The 20,486-nt window shown below is 63.9% G+C and carries 16 protein-coding genes; all 16 read left to right on the top strand.

Annotation, left to right across the window (positions count from 1 at the left end):
- Nucleotides 1–36: 36 nt before the first annotated feature.
- Nucleotides 37–537, top strand: coding sequence for an LPS assembly lipoprotein LptE (gene lptE / locus O9K64_RS17745; protein ID WP_275099447.1), 501 nt, complete (start codon nt 37–39; stop codon nt 535–537).
- 19 nt (nt 538–556) lie between these two features.
- A complete protein-coding gene (gene holA / locus O9K64_RS17740) occupies nt 557–1,609 on the top strand; it encodes a DNA polymerase III subunit delta (RefSeq protein ID WP_275099446.1) in 1,053 nt (350 codons plus the stop codon).
- 581 nt (nt 1,610–2,190) lie between these two features.
- Nucleotides 2,191–3,462 (top strand): glutamate-5-semialdehyde dehydrogenase, encoded by a 1,272-nt coding sequence (locus O9K64_RS17735; RefSeq protein WP_275099445.1) that lies wholly within the window; start codon nt 2,191–2,193, stop codon nt 3,460–3,462.
- A 14-nt stretch (nt 3,463–3,476) separates the two neighbouring features.
- Entirely contained in the window at nt 3,477–4,091 is a 615-nt protein-coding gene (gene nadD / locus O9K64_RS17730; protein WP_275099444.1) for a nicotinate-nucleotide adenylyltransferase, read from the top strand.
- Between the two features lie 261 nt (nt 4,092–4,352).
- Nucleotides 4,353–4,712, top strand: coding sequence for a ribosome silencing factor (rsfS, locus tag O9K64_RS17725; RefSeq protein WP_275099443.1), 360 nt, complete (start codon nt 4,353–4,355; stop codon nt 4,710–4,712).
- A 364-nt stretch (nt 4,713–5,076) separates the two neighbouring features.
- Complete coding sequence (locus O9K64_RS17720; RefSeq protein WP_275099442.1) at nt 5,077–5,304, top strand: hypothetical protein; 228 nt, start codon at nt 5,077–5,079, stop codon at nt 5,302–5,304.
- Between the two features lie 136 nt (nt 5,305–5,440).
- The gene (gene rlmH, locus O9K64_RS17715) at nt 5,441–5,911 is read left to right on the top strand and encodes a 23S rRNA (pseudouridine(1915)-N(3))-methyltransferase RlmH (protein WP_275099441.1); all 471 of its coding nucleotides are present in this window, start codon (nt 5,441–5,443) and stop codon (nt 5,909–5,911) included.
- A 296-nt stretch (nt 5,912–6,207) separates the two neighbouring features.
- Nucleotides 6,208–6,807, top strand: coding sequence for a Maf family protein (locus tag O9K64_RS17710; protein WP_275099440.1), 600 nt, complete (start codon nt 6,208–6,210; stop codon nt 6,805–6,807).
- Nucleotides 6,804–8,258, top strand: coding sequence for a ribonuclease G (gene rng, locus O9K64_RS17705; RefSeq protein WP_275099439.1), 1,455 nt, complete (start codon nt 6,804–6,806; stop codon nt 8,256–8,258). The genes O9K64_RS17710 and rng overlap by 4 nt, the downstream gene beginning before the upstream one ends.
- A 10-nt stretch (nt 8,259–8,268) precedes the next feature.
- Nucleotides 8,269–12,627 (top strand): YhdP family protein, encoded by a 4,359-nt coding sequence (locus O9K64_RS17700; RefSeq protein ID WP_275099438.1) that lies wholly within the window; start codon nt 8,269–8,271, stop codon nt 12,625–12,627.
- Nucleotides 12,628–12,805: 178 nt separating this feature from the next.
- Entirely contained in the window at nt 12,806–13,627 is an 822-nt protein-coding gene (locus O9K64_RS17695; protein ID WP_275099437.1) for a carbon-nitrogen hydrolase family protein, read from the top strand.
- Between the two features lie 136 nt (nt 13,628–13,763).
- Nucleotides 13,764–15,206 (top strand): metalloprotease TldD, encoded by a 1,443-nt coding sequence (tldD, locus tag O9K64_RS17690; protein WP_275099435.1) that lies wholly within the window; start codon nt 13,764–13,766, stop codon nt 15,204–15,206.
- 46 nt (nt 15,207–15,252) lie between these two features.
- A complete protein-coding gene (gene pmbA, locus O9K64_RS17685; protein ID WP_275099434.1) occupies nt 15,253–16,593 on the top strand; it encodes a metalloprotease PmbA in 1,341 nt (446 codons plus the stop codon).
- 632 nt (nt 16,594–17,225) lie between these two features.
- Nucleotides 17,226–17,570, top strand: a complete 345-nt coding sequence (locus O9K64_RS17680; RefSeq protein ID WP_275099433.1) for a hypothetical protein — start codon at nt 17,226–17,228, stop codon at nt 17,568–17,570.
- A gap of 223 nt (nt 17,571–17,793) precedes the next feature.
- Complete coding sequence (locus tag O9K64_RS17675; RefSeq protein WP_275099432.1) at nt 17,794–19,050, top strand: 6-phosphofructokinase; 1,257 nt, start codon at nt 17,794–17,796, stop codon at nt 19,048–19,050.
- Between the two features lie 717 nt (nt 19,051–19,767).
- The gene (ppa, locus tag O9K64_RS17670; protein ID WP_275099431.1) at nt 19,768–20,316 is read left to right on the top strand and encodes an inorganic diphosphatase; all 549 of its coding nucleotides are present in this window, start codon (nt 19,768–19,770) and stop codon (nt 20,314–20,316) included.
- Nucleotides 20,317–20,486: the final 170 nt, after the last annotated feature.

Raw genomic sequence — 20,486 nt, 5'->3', positions numbered from 1 at the left:
AGAAGCGGACGGCGTCCGCGGAACCGGGAGAACTACATGATCGGCAAGAAGATTTTCAACCTGGCGCTGCTGCTACTGACGGCTTCCCTGTTGCAGGGTTGCGGATTCCAGCTGCGGGGCAGCGTCACGCTGCCGAGCACCATCGGCCCGGTCTATATCCAGGGCCTGGGAGAGTATGACGAACTGCGCCGCGAGCTGGCCCAGATGTTTACCTTCAGTGATATCCCGGTGGCGGCGAAGCCGCAAGGCGCCGGCAGCACCCTGCGGATTGACAGCCGCGCCAGCGACCGGCGCGTCCTGTCGGTGGACGGCAACGGCAACGTGGCGGAATACGAACTGCATGAGGGGGCACGCTTCGCGCTGGTGGCGGCCGACGGCACGGCCCTGGTCGAGAGACAGACGGTGAGCGCCATCACCACCTACCTGAACAGCGAGACCCAGGTACTCGGCAAGCAGCAGGAAGAGGGCACCCTGCGCAAGGACCTGCAGCGCGACCTGGCCTCGCAGATCATGCGCCGGCTGCAGGCCCAGCTGTAAGCGACCCGGCCGGCCCGACATGCGCGTCCGCCCCCACGAACTGGCAAGCCATGTCCAACGACAGGGGATTGCCCCCATCTATCTGATCAGCGGGGATGAACCGCTGCAGATGAATGAGGCCGCCGACACTATCCGTGCCCTCGCCCGCGCCCAGGGGTACAGCGGCCGGGATGTACTGGAGGCCGGCGCCCGGTTTGACTGGAACGAGCTGATCGCCGAGGCCAACAGCCTGTCGCTGTTCGCGGAAAAGCGGATCATCGACCTGCGCATCCCCTCCGGCAAGCCGGGCCGCGACGGCGGCAAGGCACTCAGCGAATACGCCGAACGCCCGCCCGAGGATACCCTGCTGCTGATCACCCTGCCCAAGCTGGACAAGGGCCAGATCGGCAGCAAGTGGCTCAAGGCACTGGAAGCCCGGGGCGTATTCGTGCAGATCTGGCCGATAGAGGTGAACCGCCTGCAGCCCTGGATTGAACAGCGCATGCGCCAGGCGGGCCTCACCCCCGGCCCCCAGGTTGTAGCCATGCTGGCAGAGCGTATTGAGGGCAACCTGCTGGCGGCCGCCCAGGAGATCGACAAGCTGAAACTGTTGCACGGCAGCGGGGTGATCACCCTGGAGCACCTGCAGGAGTCGGTGGCGGACAGCGCCCGCTACGATGTCTACGGCCTGGTGGACGCCGCGCTGGAGGGCCGGGTGGGCCGCACCCTGCGCATGCTCAACGGCCTGAAGGCCGAAGGGACCGCCGCCCCGGTGGTGCTCTGGGCGCTGGCCCGGGAGATTCGCACCCTCTGCTCCCTGGCCCGGCTGGTGGCCCAGGGCCGCTCGGCGCAACAGGCGGTGGCCGGCGCCCGGGAGGTCTGGGACAAGCGCAAACCGCTGGTCAGCCAGGGACTGCAGCGTCTCAACCTCCACCAGTGGCGGCAACTGTTGCAGCTCTGCAGTCTCACCGACCGCGCCATCAAGGGCCAGGAGCGGCAGGATCCCTGGCTGCTGCTGCAACGTATCTGCAGCGGCATGGCCGGCGCCCCGCTGCCGGACCGGCCCGCGGCCCACCCCGAAGACCGGTCATAGCGCACTCCACGGGCGCCATCGGCGGGCACAGCGCTATGGGTGGAGCGCGACCACCCCTATCCGAACCACGGATCCACACGGATGGACACAGATGGGTTTCCCCCCAGTCGCCCACCTATATGCCCCCGCACGGCCAACCACCTGTTGGGCAGCTCCCCCTATCCAAAATCCGTGTGTATCCGTGTCCATCCGTGGTTCTTCCTCAGCAATGGAGTGCCCCATGGGCGCCATCGGCGGGCACGGCCCGCGCTATGGCTGGTGCCGAGGCAATGCGGCCACAGCGTGACCGCCCCTATCCAAACCACGGATCCACACGAATGGACACAGATGGGTTAACCCCGCCGAGCACCTATATGCCCCCCGCATGGCGAACCGCCTGTTGGGCCGCTCCCCTATCCAAAATCCGTGTGTATCCGTGTCCATCCGTGGCTCTTCCGCGGCGGATTGCAGAGTGCCGGTGAGGTGCGAACCACGCCGATGCGGTTCCCGAAAATGCGCAGCCAGTCAATCCCCATGCCCAACCACCGCACAATTTGCTAGACTGCACCCATCTCCGGCAAACAGCGACCAGCGTGACCAGCATGTCCAGCGAAATCCTCGACGTTACCGCCTACATGGCCGACCTCGGCCGCCGTGCCCGGGCCGCCTCGCGGCGCCTCGCCGCCGCCTCCACCGCCAGTAAGAACGCCGCCCTGCAGGCGATCGCGGAGGACATTCAGGCCAACCGTGACGCCCTGATGCAGGAGAACCGCAAGGACCTGGAGACGGGCGCGGCCAAGGGGCTGGACAGCGCCCTGCTGGACCGTCTGGAGCTGACCCCGGCGCGCATCGACAGCATGCTGGAGGGGATTGCACAGATCATCGCCCTGTCCGACCCTATCGGTGAGATTTTCGATATGAGCTACCGCCCCAGCGGTATCCAGGTGGGGCGCATGCGGGTGCCCCTCGGCGTGGTCGGCATCATCTACGAGTCGCGGCCCAACGTCACCGCCGACGCCGCCGCCCTGTGCCTGAAATCGGGCAACGCCACGGTGCTGCGCGGTGGTTCCGAGGCGTTCCACTCCAACCAGGCGCTCGCCGCCAGCATCCAGCGCGGGCTGGAGCGGGCCGGTCTGCCGGGCGACGCCGTGCAGGTGGTCGCCACCACCGACCGGGCGGCGGTCGGCGCCATGATCACCATGCCCGAGGCGATCGACGTGATCATCCCGCGCGGCGGCAAGGGGCTGATCGAGCGCATCGCCAACGACGCCCGGGTGCCGGTGATCAAGCACCTGGACGGCATCTGCCACGTCTATATCGACGATCAGGCCGACAACGGCAAGGCCTTCGACATCGCCGTCAACGCCAAGACCCAGCGCTACGGCACCTGCAACACCATGGAGACCCTGCTGGTGGCCGAGGCCATCGCCGAGGATATCCTGCCGATGCTGGCGGCCGCCTATGCCGAACACGGGGTGGAGCTGCGCGGCTGCGCCCGCTGCCGGGAGATCCTGGAGGAGTGCCAGGAGGCCAGCGAGGCCGACTGGGACACCGAGTACCTGGGACCGATCCTGTCGATCCGGGTGGTCCGGGGGCTGGACGAGGCGATCGAGCATATCAACCGCCACAGCTCCGGGCACACCGAGTCCATCGTCACCGAGAACTACACCCGGGCGCGCCGCTTCCTCACCGAGGTGGACTCCAGCTCGGTCATGGTCAACGCCTCCACCCGCTTTGCCGACGGCTTCGAATATGGTCTGGGGGCGGAGATCGGCATCTCCACCGACAAGTTCCATGCCCGCGGCCCGGTGGGCCTGGAAGGGCTCACCTCGGTCAAATTCATCGTCCTCGGCGATGGCCACATCCGCGGCTGACGGACTGACCCTCGGTGATCGGGATACTCGGCGGTACCTTCGACCCCATCCATTACGGCCACCTGCGTACCGCGCTGGACGTGCAGCAGCACCTGGGGCTGGAGCAGATCCGCCTGATTCCGCTGCGTGACCCGCCGCACCGCGCCCAGCCGACCCTCTCGGCAGCGCAGCGGCTGGCGCTGCTGCATGCCGCCGCGGATGACAACCCGCTGTTCCGCATCGACCCCCGTGAGCTGGAGCGCAGCGGCAAGACCTACACCCTGGATACCCTGCAATCGCTCCGGACGGAGCTGCCGGAGGAGACCTTCTGCCTGCTGCTGGGCAGCGATGCCTTCAACGGTTTCCACACCTGGCACCGACCGGAGGCAATCCTCGGGCTGGCCCATCTGGTGGTGATGCAGCGCCCCGGGGAACCTGAACCGGTGCACTACCACGAACACCTCACTCACGACCCGGAGGAGCTGAAGCGGCAGGCGGCCGGACTGATCCTGGCGCTGCAGGTCACCCAACTGGAGATCTCGGCGACCCGGATCCGGGAGCTGCTGCGGCGTGGCCAATCGCCCCGCTACCTGCTACCGGATGCGGTACTCGAGCTGATCCGGCGGCGTCGGCTCTACTCGCCCGACTGACTCCTGGTTCGGGTAAATTTCGGTGGCCCCGGCCGTTTTAATATAAAATCCTGATTAGAAAGAAAGGTCAGCCAAGTTTCGTCATTCCGGCGCAGGCCGGAATCCAGCCGCAACTCGAGGTGCCAGCAAACCCTGGATTCCCGCCTTCGCGGGAATGACGAGTGCTGATGCTCCGGTCCGGTACGCGTAGCTGACGTTCATTGCTAATCAGGTATAAAATTGCTTTTGTAGTATTCAAATTCAATCACAGCGTAGAGAGATATGCAGACAGACGAACTTCGCGACCTCATAATGAAAATTCTCGACGACATGAAGGCACTCGATGTCAAAGTGCTCGATGTCAGGGGCAAGACCACCATCACCGATCTCATGATCATCGCCAGCGGCACCTCCAACCGACACGTCACCTCCCTCGCAGAAACCGTCGCCTTCCAGGCCAAGGAAGCGGGCGAAACACCACTGGGCGTGGAGGGGCTGAAGGAGGGCGAATGGGTACTGGTGGACCTCAATGGCATCGTGGTCCACGTCATGCAGACCAAGGTCAGGGACTTTTACCAGCTGGAGCGGCTGTGGGATCTGGACATACCGGCCGACAGCGCGCAACAAGCGGCCCCCCACTGACGCCGGCCCGGCCCCGGTCACCGCCCGCGAACCCGCATCAAGCCTTACCGGGAATGTGGCGATTCGCAAGCTCACCGGCATCCTGCGTCGCCGGTAGGTCGGCCTGGATGAAGCCGCCATTCCCCCAACAGGAAAGACCGCACGCGTCCACGGCGGCGGAATCCGCGAAAGGGCGGCCCGACGTAACGACGCCCTGGAGCAGTACCGGGAAAAATAGACTACCCAAACCGATTTATGCCCTTTATAATGAACTGTATTCCTTGATGGACGGAGCCCAATTAGGAACCAACCGTCTCAGCAAGACTCAAAGACTTCAACTGGTCCCCAGCCCCCGGACCCGACACAATTTGCATGGAATGCCGACATGTCGAACCCGGAAAACCGCGCCAAACCGATCCGTTTACTCAGCCTGCTGTTCGTCTTCTGGCTGGCCGCCTGGCTATTGCTGCTGCTGCTGCTGCCGCGCTCCTACTACACGCCCGGTTTTTTCCTGCTGGGCCTGCTCCCGGTGGCCGGCTGGTTCACCATCCAGCCACGCCGCATCCTCTGGTTCCTGGCAATCCTGTTCGGTGTCAACGGGCTGGGGGATTGAAGCGCGAGGGATCGGATTCAGGCCGCACCATGCCGGTCGTCCCGAATGAACCAGGCGGACGGCTACTCGACAACATTCCCTGATACAATGCGCCCGCCAGACCTGTAGCCGCCACCGGAAGCGCGTCCCCAACAGCATGATCATTCACCTCATCTCCGTCGGCAACAAAATGCCCCACTGGGTCCAGGAGGGATACCAGGAGTACGCCAAGCGGCTGCCGTCGGAGTGCGCCCTGAACCTGATCGAGATCGCGCCCGGCCACCGTGGCAAGAGCGCCGATGTGAAGCGCACCGTCCGCGAGGAGGGGGAGCGGATGCTCAAGGCGATCCCCAAGGGCTGCCGTATCGTCGCCCTGGATGTCGGGGGCAAGGCCTGGAGTACCGAGCAACTCTCCGATCAGCTCGGCGAGTGGATGGGTGCCGGGCCGGACATCGCGCTGCTGGTGGGCGGTCCGGAAGGCTTGGCCGAGGCCTGCCTGCAGCAGGCGGACGGGCGCTGGTCCCTGTCGCCGCTGACCCTGCCCCACCCCCTGGTACGGGTGGTGGTGGCCGAACAGCTCTATCGCGCCTGGAGCCTGTTGCGCAACCACCCGTATCACCGCGCCTGACCCCTAGCACCGCGCCTGCCCCCCCAAAGGGACCCTATCCGGGCATTGGTTCGGGGCCGGAGGCGGATTGCCCCCCAGCGCCAGGCGCGACTACGCTCGGGGGGGATGGGGGCAACCCGAAGATCCGAAGGATATTCTTTACTGTCTTTCATTTTCACACTGGTGTAGGGTTAACGACAGAGGCTGCGGAGCGTGCCTGGCAATACAGCCGGGCCGATCCGGAACTCGATAATAATTAACCACGCGCTGTTGGCATAACAACCGGTTTTGTCCAGAAGCAGAAACACAGGCTAACCATGCAGCCGCTGATCTATCTTGCCTCCCATTCGCCACGCCGGCGTGAACTCCTGACACAGATCGGGGTCCACCACACTGTAGTCGGCGTCGCCGTCGATGAGACCCCGCTGCCGGGCGAGGTGCCAGCCGAATATGTCATTCGCATGGCGCTGGAGAAGGCCCGTAGCGGCCGCCAGGCCCTATCGCGGCAGCCCCCGCTGCCCGTGCTCGGGGCCGATACCGCGGTCGTGGCTGGGCAGCGGATTCTGGGTAAGCCCCGGGATCGGGATGATGCCATCGCGATGCTGACGCTGCTCTCCGACACCACCCACAAGGTACTTACCGGAGTAGCCCTTGTCGGCCAACGGGAAGAGACCCGCCTGAGCGTCAGCACTGTCCGTTTTCGCCCCATCCGCGTGCCGGAGGCCGCCGCCTACTGGGCGAGCGGCGAACCCGCCGACAAGGCGGGCGGCTATGCCATTCAGGGCCTCGGGGCGCTGTTCATCTCGCGCCTGGAAGGGAGCTTCTCCGGCGTGATGGGATTGCCGCTGTTCGAAACCGGCGAACTGCTTCAGCGCGCGGGAATTTCCCCTCTCGCCGCCATTAGAGAACATCCATGAGTGAAGAGATACTGGTCAATGTCACACCGCCCGAAACCCGGGTCGCCGTAATCGAAAACGGCGTGGTGCAGGAGATCATTATTGAGCGCACCCAGCGCAAGGGGTTGGTCGGCAATATCTACAAGGGGAAGGTGTGCCGGGTGCTGCCCGGCATGCAGGCGGCCTTTGTCGATATCGGCCTGGAACGGGCCGCCTTTCTGCATGCATCGGACATCAGCAACGGTGATGCCGTCCACAGCGACAGCAGCATCAATGCGCTGGTACGGGAAGGCGCCGAGGTGATCGTGCAGGTGGTCAAGGATCCCCTGGGCACCAAGGGCGCCCGGTTGACCACCCACATCTCCATCCCCTCACGCTATCTGGTGTTCATGCCGGCACTGAGCAACCTCGGGGTATCCCAGAAGATCGAGGATGAGGACGAACGCAACCGCCTGCGCGAGATCGTCACCGGCTTCTTCGGCGACTCCTCGCTCAGCGGCAATTTCATCATCCGTACCGCCGCCGACGGGGTGGACGAGGAGACCCTGAAATCGGATATCCGCTTCCTTACCCGGCTCTGGCACGCCATCCAGGACCGGCTGCAGACCTCACCCGCACGGCAGATGATCCACGAAGACCTGCCCCTGTACCTGCGCTCCCTGCGGGACCTGATCACCGCGGATGTGGAACGTCTGCGCATCGATTCGCGGGAGAGCTGGCAAAGGCTGACCCAGTTCGCCGAAAAGCTGATCCCCGACAGCCCGGTCAAGATCGAGTACTACCCGGGCGAGCGCCCCATTTTCGACTTGTACGGGGTCGAGGACGAGATTCAGAAGGCGCTGGAGCAGCGGGTAGTGCTCAAGTCCGGCGGTTACCTAATTATCGATCAGACCGAGGCGATGACCACCATCGACGTCAACACCGGCGCCTTCGTCGGCCACCGCAACCAGGAAGAGACCATCTTCAAGACCAACATGGAGGCGGCCCAGGCGATCTGTCGCCAGCTGCGCCTGCGCAATCTCGGCGGCATCATCATTATCGATTTTATCGACATGATCGAGGAGGAGCACAAACGCCAGGTGCTGCGGGCGCTGGAGAAGTCCCTGGCGCGGGACCATGCCAAAACCCACATCACCGAGGTCTCCAGCCTGGGACTGGTGGAGATGACGCGCAAGCGCACCCGCGAGTCGCTGGAACACATCCTCTGTGAACCCTGCCCCTGCTGCGGCGGCCGCGGCTCGCTGAAGACGGCGGAGACCACCTGTTACGAGATCTTCCGCGAGATCCTGCGCGAAGCCCGGCAATTCGACGTCGAGTCGCTGCTGGTGCTGGCCTCGCAAGAGGTGGTCGACCGGCTGCTGGACGAGGAGTCCGCCACCCTGGCGGAACTGAGCAGTTTTATCGGCAAAAACATACGGCTGCAGGCGGAGTCGCTGTACAGCCAGGAACACTACGATGTGGTGTTGATCTAGGTTCCGCGCCATGAAGCGTCTGTATCACTTTTCTCTCAGGACCACCCGACGGTTGCTGATCCTGCTGATCGTCCTGAGCGCCCTGCTGATCATCTTCGGCCGGCTGCTGGCGCCGCTGGCGACCCAGTATCGGGCCGAGGTGGAGGAGTGGGCCAGCGACCTGATGGGACAGCCGGTCGCGGTGGGCCGACTGCAGGGTTCGTGGCGGGGGCTGGGACCGGTGCTGGTTCTCCATGACCTGCAATTGTTCAATCCCCGTAGCCAAAGGCCCTCCCTCTATCTGAAGGAGGTACGCATCACCATCGGTCTGCTCGACTCGCTGCGGCAGTTGAGCCCGGTGGTCCGCAAGGTGGCCTTCATCTCACCCCGGCTGCGGGTCACGCGCCTGCAAGACGGCGCTGTCACCATCGGCAACCTGGATCAACTGAATGAACTCAACCCGGATGACGGGAGCTCGGCCTTTCTCCTGCCGACCCATCTCAGCCTGGAAAAAGGCGAGGTAATCTGGGACGACCAGACGGTCCAGGCCCCGCCGTTGCGCCTCACGGACGTCAACCTGAATCTGCGCAACGGCGGCACCCGGCACCAGCTCAACGGCAGCGTCAGCCTGCCGGGCGAGCACCAGGGCAGGATAGAACTGGCCATCGACCTGCACGGCCAGCTGGACAAGCTCGATACCTGGAGCGCCCGCAGCTACATGCAGAGCAGCGGCATCGATCTGGCCTTTCTGCTCAACCGCCGCGTGGCGGACAACTACCGCTTCAACAACCGCCGGGCGGAGATCAAACTGTGGGGCGAGTGGAACCAAGACGGGCTGATCAGCCTGGAGGGCACCACCCAGTGGGAGCAGGTCGCCATAACCCGCCAGGCCGGGTCAGTGCTACAGGCCGCCAGCACGCTGCAGCTGGACCACGCCGCCGGGACGATCCGGCTGCAGCGCCAGCCGACGGGGTGGCGGCTGGACCTGGTGGATCTGCAGATCATACGCAATGGCCGCGAGTGGCCCAAGTCGCGGGTCGGCGTCATCGCCGAACAGGACCCGCAGGGCGACTGGCGCTTCCGCGCCGGCAGCAGCCGGCTGCGGCTGGAAGACATCCACGCCATCAGCACCCTGTTCCCCCTGCCCGACAGTGGTATCGAGCAGATGCTGCGGCGGGTGGAGGCGTCCGGCAGCCTGAACAATCTGCGCCTGGATTACCGGCAGCAGGCGCAAGACGACCGCTGGTCGGCCAGTGGCGAGATAACGCAATTCACCTCCAGCCCCTGGAAAGACCTGCCGGGGGTGCGCAACCTGCCGCTGCGCTTCTGGATGGATGCCCGACAGGGCACAATCTCCCTGGACGCGACGGATATATCCGTGGATTTTGCCGAGCTGTTCCGGGACCCGCTGCGGTTGCGGCGCCTGCAGGGCGACCTGAGATGGCAGCACCGGCCGGACGGCGAGCTGGTCATCTCCAGCCCGCGGCTACTGGCGGAGAATGACGACATCCACACCCTGAGCCGACTGCAGCTGACCATTCCCGAGCCGGGACAGGGGCCGCTGTTCCTGGACCTGCAGAGCGATTTCTGGGATGGCGATGCCCGCACCACCCACCGCTACCTGCCCACCGCCATCATGCCGAAGCGCGTGGTCGAGTGGGTGGACCGCAGCATCGGCAGCGGTCATGTCACCCAGGGGAGCGCGCTGGTGCGGGGGCCGCTGGCGGACTTCCCCTTCGCGGCGAGCCACAGTGGACGCTTTGAGGTGTTCTTCAACGTGGCGGACCTGCAGCTCGACTACTGGCCGGAATGGCCGGCATTGGGCAACCTGAATGCCGATGTGCGCTTCCTCAACAACAGCTTTGACGCCTGGGCCAGCAGTGGCGAGATCCTGGACAGCCGGCTCACCGCCGCCCATGCCCGAATCGATCATCTCGCCCACACCTCGCCCCTGGAGCTGACCGGAAGCGTGGAGGGCCCGTTGACCGATCACTTGCGGCTGCTGCGCGAATCGCCGCTGCGGGTCGAATTCGCCCCCCTGGTGAAGGACCTCGGCGGCGAGGGCGAGACCCGGCTCGGCATCACCTTCCGCCTGCCGATCGAAGACGACGCCACTTTCACGCTGGGCGGCCGGCTCAGTTTCCTCGATTCCCGGCTGCGGCTGGAGCCGTGGCGGATCTCCCTGGACGATCTGCGCGGCGACCTGCAGTTCGATCAGAAACATCTCTTTGCCAAGGGAATCACCGGCCGGGTATTTGAGCGGCCGGTCAGGATCGATGTCTCGGCCCCGGAGGCCAACCCGGCCGCCACCCGCTTCACCGCCACGGGCAACCTGCCCGTCGCCACCCTGCAGCAGCAGCTCCCGACGATCGATCTGGGTGCGTTTGCCGCGGGCAGCAGCCAGTGGCAGCTGGACCTGGATATCCCCCACTTCGCCGCCGGACCGGACGCCCCGGTAGCGGTGCGCGTCAGCTCGGACCTGGTCGGTATCCGTATCGATCAGCCGGCACCCCTGGGCAAAACGGCCGAGGCCGCACGCCCCCTGCTGCTGGAGACCCGGCTCAACGGCGGACTGGAACAGCCACTGCATATCCGCTACGACGATCAGGTCGACATGGCGCTGGCGATCGATCGCAGCCGCCCAGAACAGCTGCGGCTGCTACGCGGCGCCATTGTGCTGGGCGGCGCCCGGGCCACCCGGCCGCAGGCGCCGGGCCTGGAGTTGACGGGGCGACTGGAACGGCTGCAACTGGAACCCTGGCTCGAGCGCATCGGGACGCCACAGCCCGCCACCCGGCTGCCGCCACTGAACCGCCTGGCACTGGAGATAGGGCGGTTGGAAATTGGCGGACAGGAGACCGACCAAGTGCGGGTCTCGCTGAACCGGGGGGAGACTCACTGGGAGGGAGACATCATCAGCGACTGGGCCGAGGGCGGTATTCTGCTGCCGCTCGAAGCTTCCCCGTCGGCCGTCGTCAGCGCCCGGCTGAAACGGCTGCGACTGGACCCCTGGCTGGACCTGCTGGGCGACAGCGCGCCGGATACCGGGACGACGGTACCACAACGCCTCCAGCTCACGGCGGATCAACTGCTGTTCAAACAGGCCACGGTGGCGGATTTCACGCTCGACCTGACCCAGCGCCCAGGGGAGTGGAACGGCCACTTCAGCAGCAGCCACTTTGCCGGCGAAGTCATGGTGCCGCTGCGCCCGTTGGAAGCTCCTATCAGACTGACCCTCGACTATCTGAATCTGCATATCGACGACACCTTGTTCGAGGGTGAGGCGCTGAGCCCCCGGGAGCCGGGCGAGCGCCTCGACCCCAAGCGGATTCCGGCCGTCGAGGCAAAGATCGCCCGGGTCACCATCAATGACCAACCGTTCGGCGGGCTGCAGCTGATCACCCAGCATCGCGATAACGGCCTGGCGCTGCAGACCCTGTCGCTCAACTCGGAGCGCCTGCAGCTTTCCGCCTCCGGCAGCTGGCAGGCGGACCCGTCGCTGGTGTCCAGCTCCCGGCTCGATCTCTCCATCTCCAGCCGCGATCTCGGCTCGGTGCTCCAGGACCTGCAGCTCTCAACCAATGTCGACGGGGCAGCGGTGGAGATCGACAGCCGGCTCGACTGGCGGGGGACTCCCCTCGACTTCAGCACCCGGCGGCTCAACGGCCAACTGGGCATGCGGATCGGCAAGGGGCGCTTCCTCAAGGTCGATCCCGGCGTGGGACGGCTGTTCGGCCTGTTCAACCTGGGGGCGCTGCGACGTCGCCTGACATTCGATTTCAGCGACATCTTCAAGAAAGGCTTCACCTTTGACGGCATCGAGGGCACTTTCCTGCTGGACGAGGGCGACGCCTATACCAACGACTTCCGCATGCAAGGGCCATCGGCCAATATCGAACTCTCCGGCCGTATCGGCCTGGGTGCCGAGGATTTCGATGCCCTGGTGACCATCACCCCGAAGATCTCCTCCAGCATCCCCCTGGCCGGCGCCATCGCCGGGGGACCGGCGGTCGGCGCAGCCCTGTTCATCGCCCAGCAGCTGATGGGGGACTCCATCGACCGGGCCACCCGGCTGGAATACATGGCGACCGGCAGTTGGGATGACCCGGTGCTGATGCCGAAGACCCGGGACAACCCGGAAACCGACCAGCGTCTAGTAGCGGATGACCCGAACACGTCGACCGGCGAGCCTGACCCGGTCAAGGAGCCGGGCGGTGCGGATGATGACCCAGCGGCCCCGCCGACCACGGCAACCGGGGAGCAGGCCACGACCGGGGCAACCGCGCCGGACGACAGCCCGGAGCAACCCGCCGGGCTCTTCTCACGCCTGCTGGAAAAAATCACACCCACCGGCCCCACCTATCCACCGGCCACACCGGAGCAGCGCTGAGCGAAACCGCGACCGCGTCCGTGCGCGGGCATTATGTTCGTGCGGTCGCGGGGGCCGGCCTTCGGGCAGGCACAGGGGCCGGCCCCTACTTGGTCCGCGGTCAGGGTTAATGCTATGCTCCGGGCAGACCGCAGCGGCGGCCGCAGTCATAGAACAAATCGGGGAAACACCGTCCAACATGAGCAGAGAGAAAAACAGAGTTTGCGCCATCCAGATGGCGACCGGACCCAATGTCAGCGCCAACCTGCTGGAGGTGGAGCGGCTGGTCATCGAGGCGGTGGAGAATGGCGCCGGACTGGTGGTGCTGCCGGAGAACTTCGCCTTCATGGGCAAGCGCGACCGGGACCTCTGCGCCCTGCGGGAGATTGATCATGACGGCCCGCTGCAGGAGTTTCTCAGCCAGCTGGCCAAGCGCCACGCGATCTGGGTGGTGGGCGGCACCATTCCGCTGGAGGCCCACGACAACAGCAAGGTACGCGCCGCCTGTATCGTCTACGACGACCAGGGCCGTCGGGTCGGCCGTTATGACAAGATCCACCTGTTCGATGTCAACCTGATCGAGGCCAACGAGCGCTACGTCGAGTCCGAGACCATCGAGGCTGGCGACCAGATCGTGGTGCTCGACTCCCCGTTCGGCAGGCTGGGTATCGCGGTCTGCTACGACCTGCGCTTTCCCGAGCTGTTCCGCAAGCTGCTGGACAAGGGGATGGAGGTCGCCTGCATGCCCTCCTCCTTTACCGCCATCACCGGCAAGGCCCACTGGGACACGCTGGTACGGGCGCGGGCGATCGAGAATCTCTCCTACGTGGTGGCGGCCGCCCAGGGTGGCTTTCACATCAACGGACGCGAAACCCACGGCCACAGCATGATCGTGGACCCCTGGGGCAACATCCTGGCGCAGGTGCCCCGCGGCACCGGTTCGGTCAGCTGCAGACTCGATCTCGGCTACCTGGCCTCGCTGCGGCGCAACTTCCCGACCATCAATCACCGAAAACTCTAGCCCATGGCCGCTGTCTACGTTAAGAGGCGGCCTGCAAAACGGGGCATGCCCCGTATCGGAACATCTCCAGTCATTGTGCCGGCGGCCAAACGCGGCCACGGCCTCAACAACCCGCAGGATTCAGCAAATAATCAGCATGCCAAACGCCATTGAAATCGCACACAACACCCTCCTCGCACCCGCCTCACTGAGCGACAGTGACCTCGATCGGGTGATGAATCAGCTGCTCACCTCGCAGATCGACGCCGCCGATATCTATTTTCAGGCGAGCCGGCTGGAGTCCTGGGTACTGGAGGACGGGATCATCCGGGACGGCAATTACAATATCGAGCAGGGGGTCGGGGTACGCGCCATCAGTGGCGAGAAGACCGGTTTTGCCTACACCGACGAGATTGCCCTGCCGAGCCTGCTCGAGGCCGGCCGCACCGCCCGGGCGATCGCCCGCGCCGGCAGCCAGGGCACTACCCGTCTCAGCCGCACCACCCCCACCCAGCAGCTCTACGCCCCGCTCAATCCACTGGAGAGCATGACCGAGGAGGAGAAGATCGGCCTGCTGCGTCGGCTGGACGCCGAGGCACGCCGCCAGGACCCGCGGGTACAGCAGGTGATCGCCAGCCTGGTAGCGGCCCACGACGTGGTCCTGGTGGCCGCCAGTGACGGCACCCTGTGCGGCGATGTCAGGCCGCTGGTGCGCTGCAATGTGCATGTCATTGTCGAGGCCGACGGCCGGCGGGAGCAAGGCTCCAGCGGTGGCGGCGCGCGCGAGAGTTTCCAGTTCTTTGTCGACGAGGAGCGCGCCCTGGGCTATGCCCGGGAGGCGGTTCGCCAGGCCCTGGTCAACCTGGAGGCGGAAGACGCGCCGGCCGGCAGCATGACCGTGGTCCTCGGTTCGGGCTGGCCGGGTATCCTGCTGCACGAGGCGATCGGCCACGGCCTGGAGGGGGACTTCAACCGCAAGGGCACCTCCGCCTTCTCCGGCCGGATCGGCGAGAAGGTGGCCGCGGACGGCTGCACGGTAGTGGATAACGGCACCCTGCCGGGACGACGCGGCTCGCTCAACATGGATGACGAGGGCACCCCCTCGCAGTGCACCGTGCTGATCGAGGACGGCCGGCTCAAGGGCTACATGCAGGACAAGCACAACGCCCACCTGATGGGCGGCCACTCCACCGGCAACGGCCGGCGCGAGTCCTACGCCCACCTGCCCATGCCGCGCATGACCAACACCTACATGCTGCCCGGCCAGCATGATCCGGGAGAGATCATCGCCTCGGTCAAACGGGGCCTGTACGCGGTCAATTTCGGCGGCGGCCAGGTGGATATCACCTCGGGCAAGTTCGTCTTCTCCGCCAGCGAGGCCTACCTGATCGAGAACGGCAAGGTGACCCGCCCGGTGCGTGGCGCCACCCTGATCGGCAGCGGCCCGGAGGTCCTCACCCGGGTCAGCATGATCGGTAACGACCTGGAGCTGGATGCCGGGGTCGGTACCTGCGGCAAGGACGGCCAGAGCGTCCCGGTCGGGGTCGGACAGCCCACCCTGAAGATCGACAACCTCACCGTCGGCGGCACCAGTGCCTGAAGCCACGCCAGAATCCACGCCAGAACCCTTGCAGCGAGACAGATCCATGAGTGAACAGCAGTTATCAGCACGCCAGGCACGGCTTGAACAGATGGTCAACGACCTGCTGAAGGAGGCCCAACAGCAGGGGGCCAGCGCCGCCGAGGCGGCCGTCTCCAGCGACAGCGGCCTCTCCATCAACGTGCGCAAGGGCGAAGTGGAGACCATCGAGCACACCCGTGACCAGGGACTGGGGATCACCGTCTACTTCGGCCAGCGCAAGGGCACCGCCAGCACCTCGGACTTCAAGCCGGAGGCGATCCGGGACACGGTCCGCGCCGCCTGCAATATCGCCCGCTTCACCAATGACGACCCCTGCAGCGGGCTGGCCGACGCCGATCGCATGGCCACCGAAACCCCCGATCTCGACCTCTATCACCCCTGGGATATCACCCCGGAGGAGGCGATCGAGCTGGGGCGGCGCTGCGAAAGCGCCGCGCTGGAGCTGGATACCCGCATCAGCAACACCGAAGGGGCCAGCGTCAACAGCCACGGCGGCCTGCATGTCTACGGCAACAGTCACGGCTTCGTCGGCGGCTACCCCAGCAGCCGCCACAGCCTCAGCTGCTCGGTGATCGGCCAGCAAAACGGCAGCATGCAACGGGACTACTGGTATACCGTCAGCCGCGATGCCGGTCAGTTGGAGTCGGAGTTCGAGGTGGGCCGAAAGGCCGGCGAGCGCACCCTGGCACGCCTCGGCGCGCGCAAACTCGGCACCCGCCAGGCGCCGGTCATCTTTCGCGCGGACATCGCCGGCAGCCTGCTGCGCAGCCTGATCAGCGCCATCAGCGGTTCCAGCCTCTACCGCAAGGCCAGTTTCCTGCTCGATCAACTGGGCCAGCCGATCTTTCCCGCGCACGTCCAGATCCAGGAGCATCCACGCATTCCAGGCGGCCTGGGCAGCGCCGCTTTCGACAGCGAAGGGGTCGCCACCTATGACAAGCGGATCATCCAGGACGGCGTCCTGCAGACCTACCTGCTGAGCAGCTATTCGGCACGCAAACTGGGGTTGCAGAGCACCGCCAATGCCGGTGGCGTGCACAATCTCAGCATCACCCCGGGCGAACACGACCTGGACGGCCTGCTGCGGGAGATGGGCAGCGGACTGCTGGTGACGGAGATGATGGGCCACGGCGTCAACATGGTGACCGGGGACTACTCGCGGGGCGCAGCCGGCTTCTGGGTGGAGCAGGGCGAAATCCAGTTCCCGGTGGAGGAGATCACCATCGCCGGTAACCTGAAGCAGATGTTCGCCCAACTGCTGGCGGTCGGCCGGGACGAAGAGCGGCGCAGCAGCATCCGCACCGGCTCGCTGCTGATCGAGCAGATGACCATCGCCGGCGAGTGAAATCGGGCGGGCGGGAAATTTCGGGGCTGGAAAAAGAAACGGGACCGTCAGGTCCCATTAACACTCCTCCAGGCTTATATGCAGATACGTCCAGGACGTTCTAGTTTTTCTGTGCCTGTTTTTATCAGACCGGCCACTCTATTTGGTGTAACGGCGGCTTGAGTCTGTACGGCGCCTTACGGCACTGGCCTCACGGGGCCGATCCCCCTCCTCACTATCTCAATTGGGCGAAACATAACCCGCACCCAACCTTTTTTCAACCGCTAATACATTGATATTAAAATGAATTAGCTTTTTACATGCCGGCATCCAACATTTGCATTGGCCGGGGTGCAAAGTGTCCGCTACAGTAAACGGATCATTCCTACCAAGTCAATAACAATTTTAAGATCCAGGAGCCTGTCGGGCTTGACCGATCGTAGCGAGGGAAAGCCGGCTTGAGCCAGATTTTTCGATCTTTCGATCTTTCGAGGCCAATAGTGGACCTATTAAACGAGAAAGATCGGAAAATATGGCCAAGCCCGGCTTTTCCGCAGTAGATCAGCGCCAAGTCCGACAGGCTCCTAGGCAAGGATACTCTGGATAGGTTATCCTTATGTATCGCCAATTAGACATAAGGCAATCGTATAGTTATGCAAACCATTCCTGATATCACGGACAACGAAACCTGGATCATCCGCACCACCCTGCACGAGCGCTACAATCAGGAGGTAGAGTTGCAGTTGGCCGATTCCGAGATCCGCCTGCGCCCCTCCGACCGGGAACTAAGCGCCTGTCCGGTATGGTACTGGCAGTGGGACGGTTGCCATTTCGTCATTTTCAAGACCGGTGACAAGCATTACCGCTGCCAGTTCTTCTACAAACCCTATCGCCAATACGGCACCGGGGTCTACGAGTATACCGATATTGCCGAGTGCGCAGTTTCGCTGCTGCAGGCCCAGGCCGATTTCGAGGCCAAGGAGCGCGGCGACATCTAACAAGGAGTCCATCTCGCAAAGACGCAAGACACGCATGGTTTCGGCGGCACAGCAGCCCACTATCTTGTCGGTTCGGCGACCGTCCTGTCACCCGAGGGTATCAGTGCCATGGTTTCTTGGCGTCTTGGAGAGAGCTTGATCAAGACATCGCGCTGGAAGCCTGTTGCGGCCAGCTGAGCGTAAAGAAATGATTACTAAAACCTACTGAGAGGAAGATGAAAGCATGACCAAGAAAAACGCTTTCTATGCACAATCGGGCGGCGTGACCGCCGTTATCAACAGCTCGGCCTGCGGAGTGATCGAGACCGCACGCAAGCACGCCGACCGGATCGGCACCGTCTATGCCGGGCGCAACGGCATCATCGGCGCCCTGACCGAAGAGCTGATCGACACCGCCCTGGAGTCCGACGAGGCGATCGCCGCGCTGCGCAGCACCCCCTCCGGCGCCTTCGGCTCCTGCCGCTTCAAACTCAAGAGCCTGGAAGAGAACCGGCGCGAGTACGAGCGGCTGATCGAGGTGTTCAAGGCCCACAACATCGGCTATTTCTTCTACAACGGCGGCGGCGACTCGGCCGATACCTGCTACAAGGTCTCCCAGTTGTCGGAAAAGATGGGCTACCCGGTCCAGGCCATCCACGTCCCCAAGACCGTGGACAACGACCTGCCGATCACCGACAACTGCCCCGGCTTCGGCTCGGTGGCCAAGTACATCGCCGTCTCCACCCTGGAGGCGAGCTTTGATGTGCGCTCCATGGCGGCCACCTCCACCAAGATCTTCGTCATCGAGGTGATGGGGCGGCACGCCGGCTGGATTGCCGCCGCCGGCGCCCTGGTGGAGGACTACGGCATCCCGGTCATCACCCTGTTCCCCGAGGTGGAGTTCGATCAGGAGAAGTTCCTGGCCGCGGTGGACGCCAAGGTCAAGGAGTATGGCTACTGCTCCATCGTGGTCTCCGAGGGCTGCCACTGGCCGGACGGTAAATTCCTCGCCGAACAGGGCACCCGGGACTCCTTCGGCCATGCCCAACTGGGCGGTGCGGCGCCGGTGGTGGCCAATATCATCAAGGACGCCCTGGGCTACAAATATCACTGGGCGGTGGCCGACTATCTGCAGCGGGCCGCCCGCCATCTGGCCTCCGCTTCCGACGTGGAACAGGCCTATGCCCTGGGCGTGGCCGCCGTTGAGAAGGCACTGGAGGGCAAGAACTCGATCATGCCGACCGTGGTGCGGGACTCCTCCACACCCTACAGATGGCACATCGGCGAGGCCCCGCTGAGCGAGGTAGCCAATGTGGAGAAGATGATGCCGATGGAGTTCATTACCGAAGACGGTTACTGCATTACCGACCAGTGCAAGGAGTATCTCTACCCGCTGATCAAGGGCGAATCCTATCCGGAGTATGACGACAACGGCATGCCGCGCTATGTGACCCTGAAAAGCGGTATTGTGGAGAAGAAGCTGCCCGGATTCGAACTCTGAGTCGAATGGCACTAACTTAATGCGAATTGCAGGATTTTCGTCATTCCATCCTTAGGTCCGTAAACGGTGCGTCCCTGCACCACTTCTCCGGCGCAGGCCGGACAAAAGCGCGAAGCGCGTTGAACGACTGAAAGTCGGCCCGAAGGGTGAGCGAAGCGAATAATCCAGGAATACCGCCACCATTAAGCAGTCTGGATGCCATCCTTAGGTCCGTAAACGGTGCATCCCTGCACCACTCCTCCGGCCTGCGCCGGGATGACGGTGGTTCTTGGCTTAAGTAAGTGCCATTTAACTCTGAGTCTAACTACTCACCCGGTCTGTAAGTGATTGGCCTGCCTTGTTGGCTGATCTGGATGGCGCCTCGAATCCGGCCCCTTTTTCAGATTCAAGCCTGCCCTTGTTTGAGCGCAGCGAGTTTTGTCCAGGGAAGGACTTATGCCGCGAAGGCCAGGGATGGCCGGGAGCGGCTTGGGCAGGCGCTGAAAATGGGGCCGGATTCGAGGAGACAAGCCATCACGTAAGGCCGGCAAGGCAGGTCAATCACCCCGTGATCGCCGGGGTCGGAGCCGGAACGGCCCGAGAAACAGCGCCAGCAGGGCCATATCCATCAAACAACTTATGGGAATATCACCTAGAATTATAAGATCTTTTGAAAAAAAACCTTAGGTCAGGTCTAATAGCCGGCTCATTTTCAAACTTTTAGTACGGCGAGAACCCATGAATCTGGATAGAGTTAGTTCGGGTAGTGATGTACCCAACGAGATCAATGTCATCATCGAAATCCCCGCCCAGTCCGATCCGGTCAAGTATGAGCTGGACAAGAAGACCGGGGCCATGTTTGTGGACCGTTTCATGTCCACCTCGATGCGCTATCCGTGCAACTACGGCTACGTCCCCCACACCCTCTCCGCCGATGGCGATCCGGTCGATGTGCTGGTGGTGACCCGCTACCCGCTGATCCCGGGCTCGGTGATCAAATGCCGCCCGATCGGCGTGCTGAAGATGGCTGATGAGGCCGGCGACGACGCCAAGATCCTGGCGGTGCCCATCGACAAGCTCTCCAAGCGCTATCGCAAGGTGGAGAGCTTCCGCGACATCACCGAGGACACCCTGAACCAGATTGCCCACTTCTTCGAGCATTACAAGGATCTCGAAGAAGGCAAATGGGTGCGGGTGCAGGGCTGGGGCGGCGTTGACGAGGCCAAAAAAGAGATTCAAGATAGCATCGCGATGTTTAACGACGCACCGGAAAAACCAAACTTCTAACCCCTCGCAGGATAGGAACGACATCATTGAGTGGTGACCCGACGCTGCCCCTGGGGGCGGCGTCTCCGCGCCAGGGATGGCGCTCCGCCGGGAACCCTATGAAAAATTTTCACGATAGACAATTTTCACAGCCGAAGGCCACCCGTCAGGGTGTGGTACAGGGATGTACC

The sequence above is a fragment of the Sedimenticola hydrogenitrophicus genome (genome assembly GCF_029017505.1).
Lineage (GTDB): Bacteria > Pseudomonadota > Gammaproteobacteria > Chromatiales > Chromatiaceae > Sedimenticola > Sedimenticola hydrogenitrophicus_A.
The sequence above is the reverse complement of the archived record's forward strand: the minus strand, read 5'-3'. Positions and strand labels throughout refer to the sequence as shown.

Coding starts and splice junctions, on each gene's coding strand:
- O9K64_RS17720 (WP_275099442.1), top strand. CDS start 5,077: ATGTCGAACCCGGAAAACCGCGCCAAACCGATCCGTTTACTCAGCCTG.
- rlmH (WP_275099441.1), top strand. CDS start 5,441: ATGATCATTCACCTCATCTCCGTCGGCAACAAAATGCCCCACTGGGTC.
- O9K64_RS17675 (WP_275099432.1), top strand. CDS start 17,794: ATGACCAAGAAAAACGCTTTCTATGCACAATCGGGCGGCGTGACCGCC.
- pmbA (WP_275099434.1), top strand. CDS start 15,253: ATGAGTGAACAGCAGTTATCAGCACGCCAGGCACGGCTTGAACAGATG.
- O9K64_RS17680 (WP_275099433.1), top strand. CDS start 17,226: ATGCAAACCATTCCTGATATCACGGACAACGAAACCTGGATCATCCGC.
- rng (WP_275099439.1), top strand. CDS start 6,804: ATGAGTGAAGAGATACTGGTCAATGTCACACCGCCCGAAACCCGGGTC.
- rsfS (WP_275099443.1), top strand. CDS start 4,353: ATGCAGACAGACGAACTTCGCGACCTCATAATGAAAATTCTCGACGAC.
- O9K64_RS17695 (WP_275099437.1), top strand. CDS start 12,806: ATGAGCAGAGAGAAAAACAGAGTTTGCGCCATCCAGATGGCGACCGGA.
- holA (WP_275099446.1), top strand. CDS start 557: ATGCGCGTCCGCCCCCACGAACTGGCAAGCCATGTCCAACGACAGGGG.
- O9K64_RS17735 (WP_275099445.1), top strand. CDS start 2,191: ATGTCCAGCGAAATCCTCGACGTTACCGCCTACATGGCCGACCTCGGC.
- tldD (WP_275099435.1), top strand. CDS start 13,764: ATGCCAAACGCCATTGAAATCGCACACAACACCCTCCTCGCACCCGCC.
- O9K64_RS17710 (WP_275099440.1), top strand. CDS start 6,208: ATGCAGCCGCTGATCTATCTTGCCTCCCATTCGCCACGCCGGCGTGAA.
- O9K64_RS17700 (WP_275099438.1), top strand. CDS start 8,269: ATGAAGCGTCTGTATCACTTTTCTCTCAGGACCACCCGACGGTTGCTG.
- lptE (WP_275099447.1), top strand. CDS start 37: ATGATCGGCAAGAAGATTTTCAACCTGGCGCTGCTGCTACTGACGGCT.
- ppa (WP_275099431.1), top strand. CDS start 19,768: ATGAATCTGGATAGAGTTAGTTCGGGTAGTGATGTACCCAACGAGATC.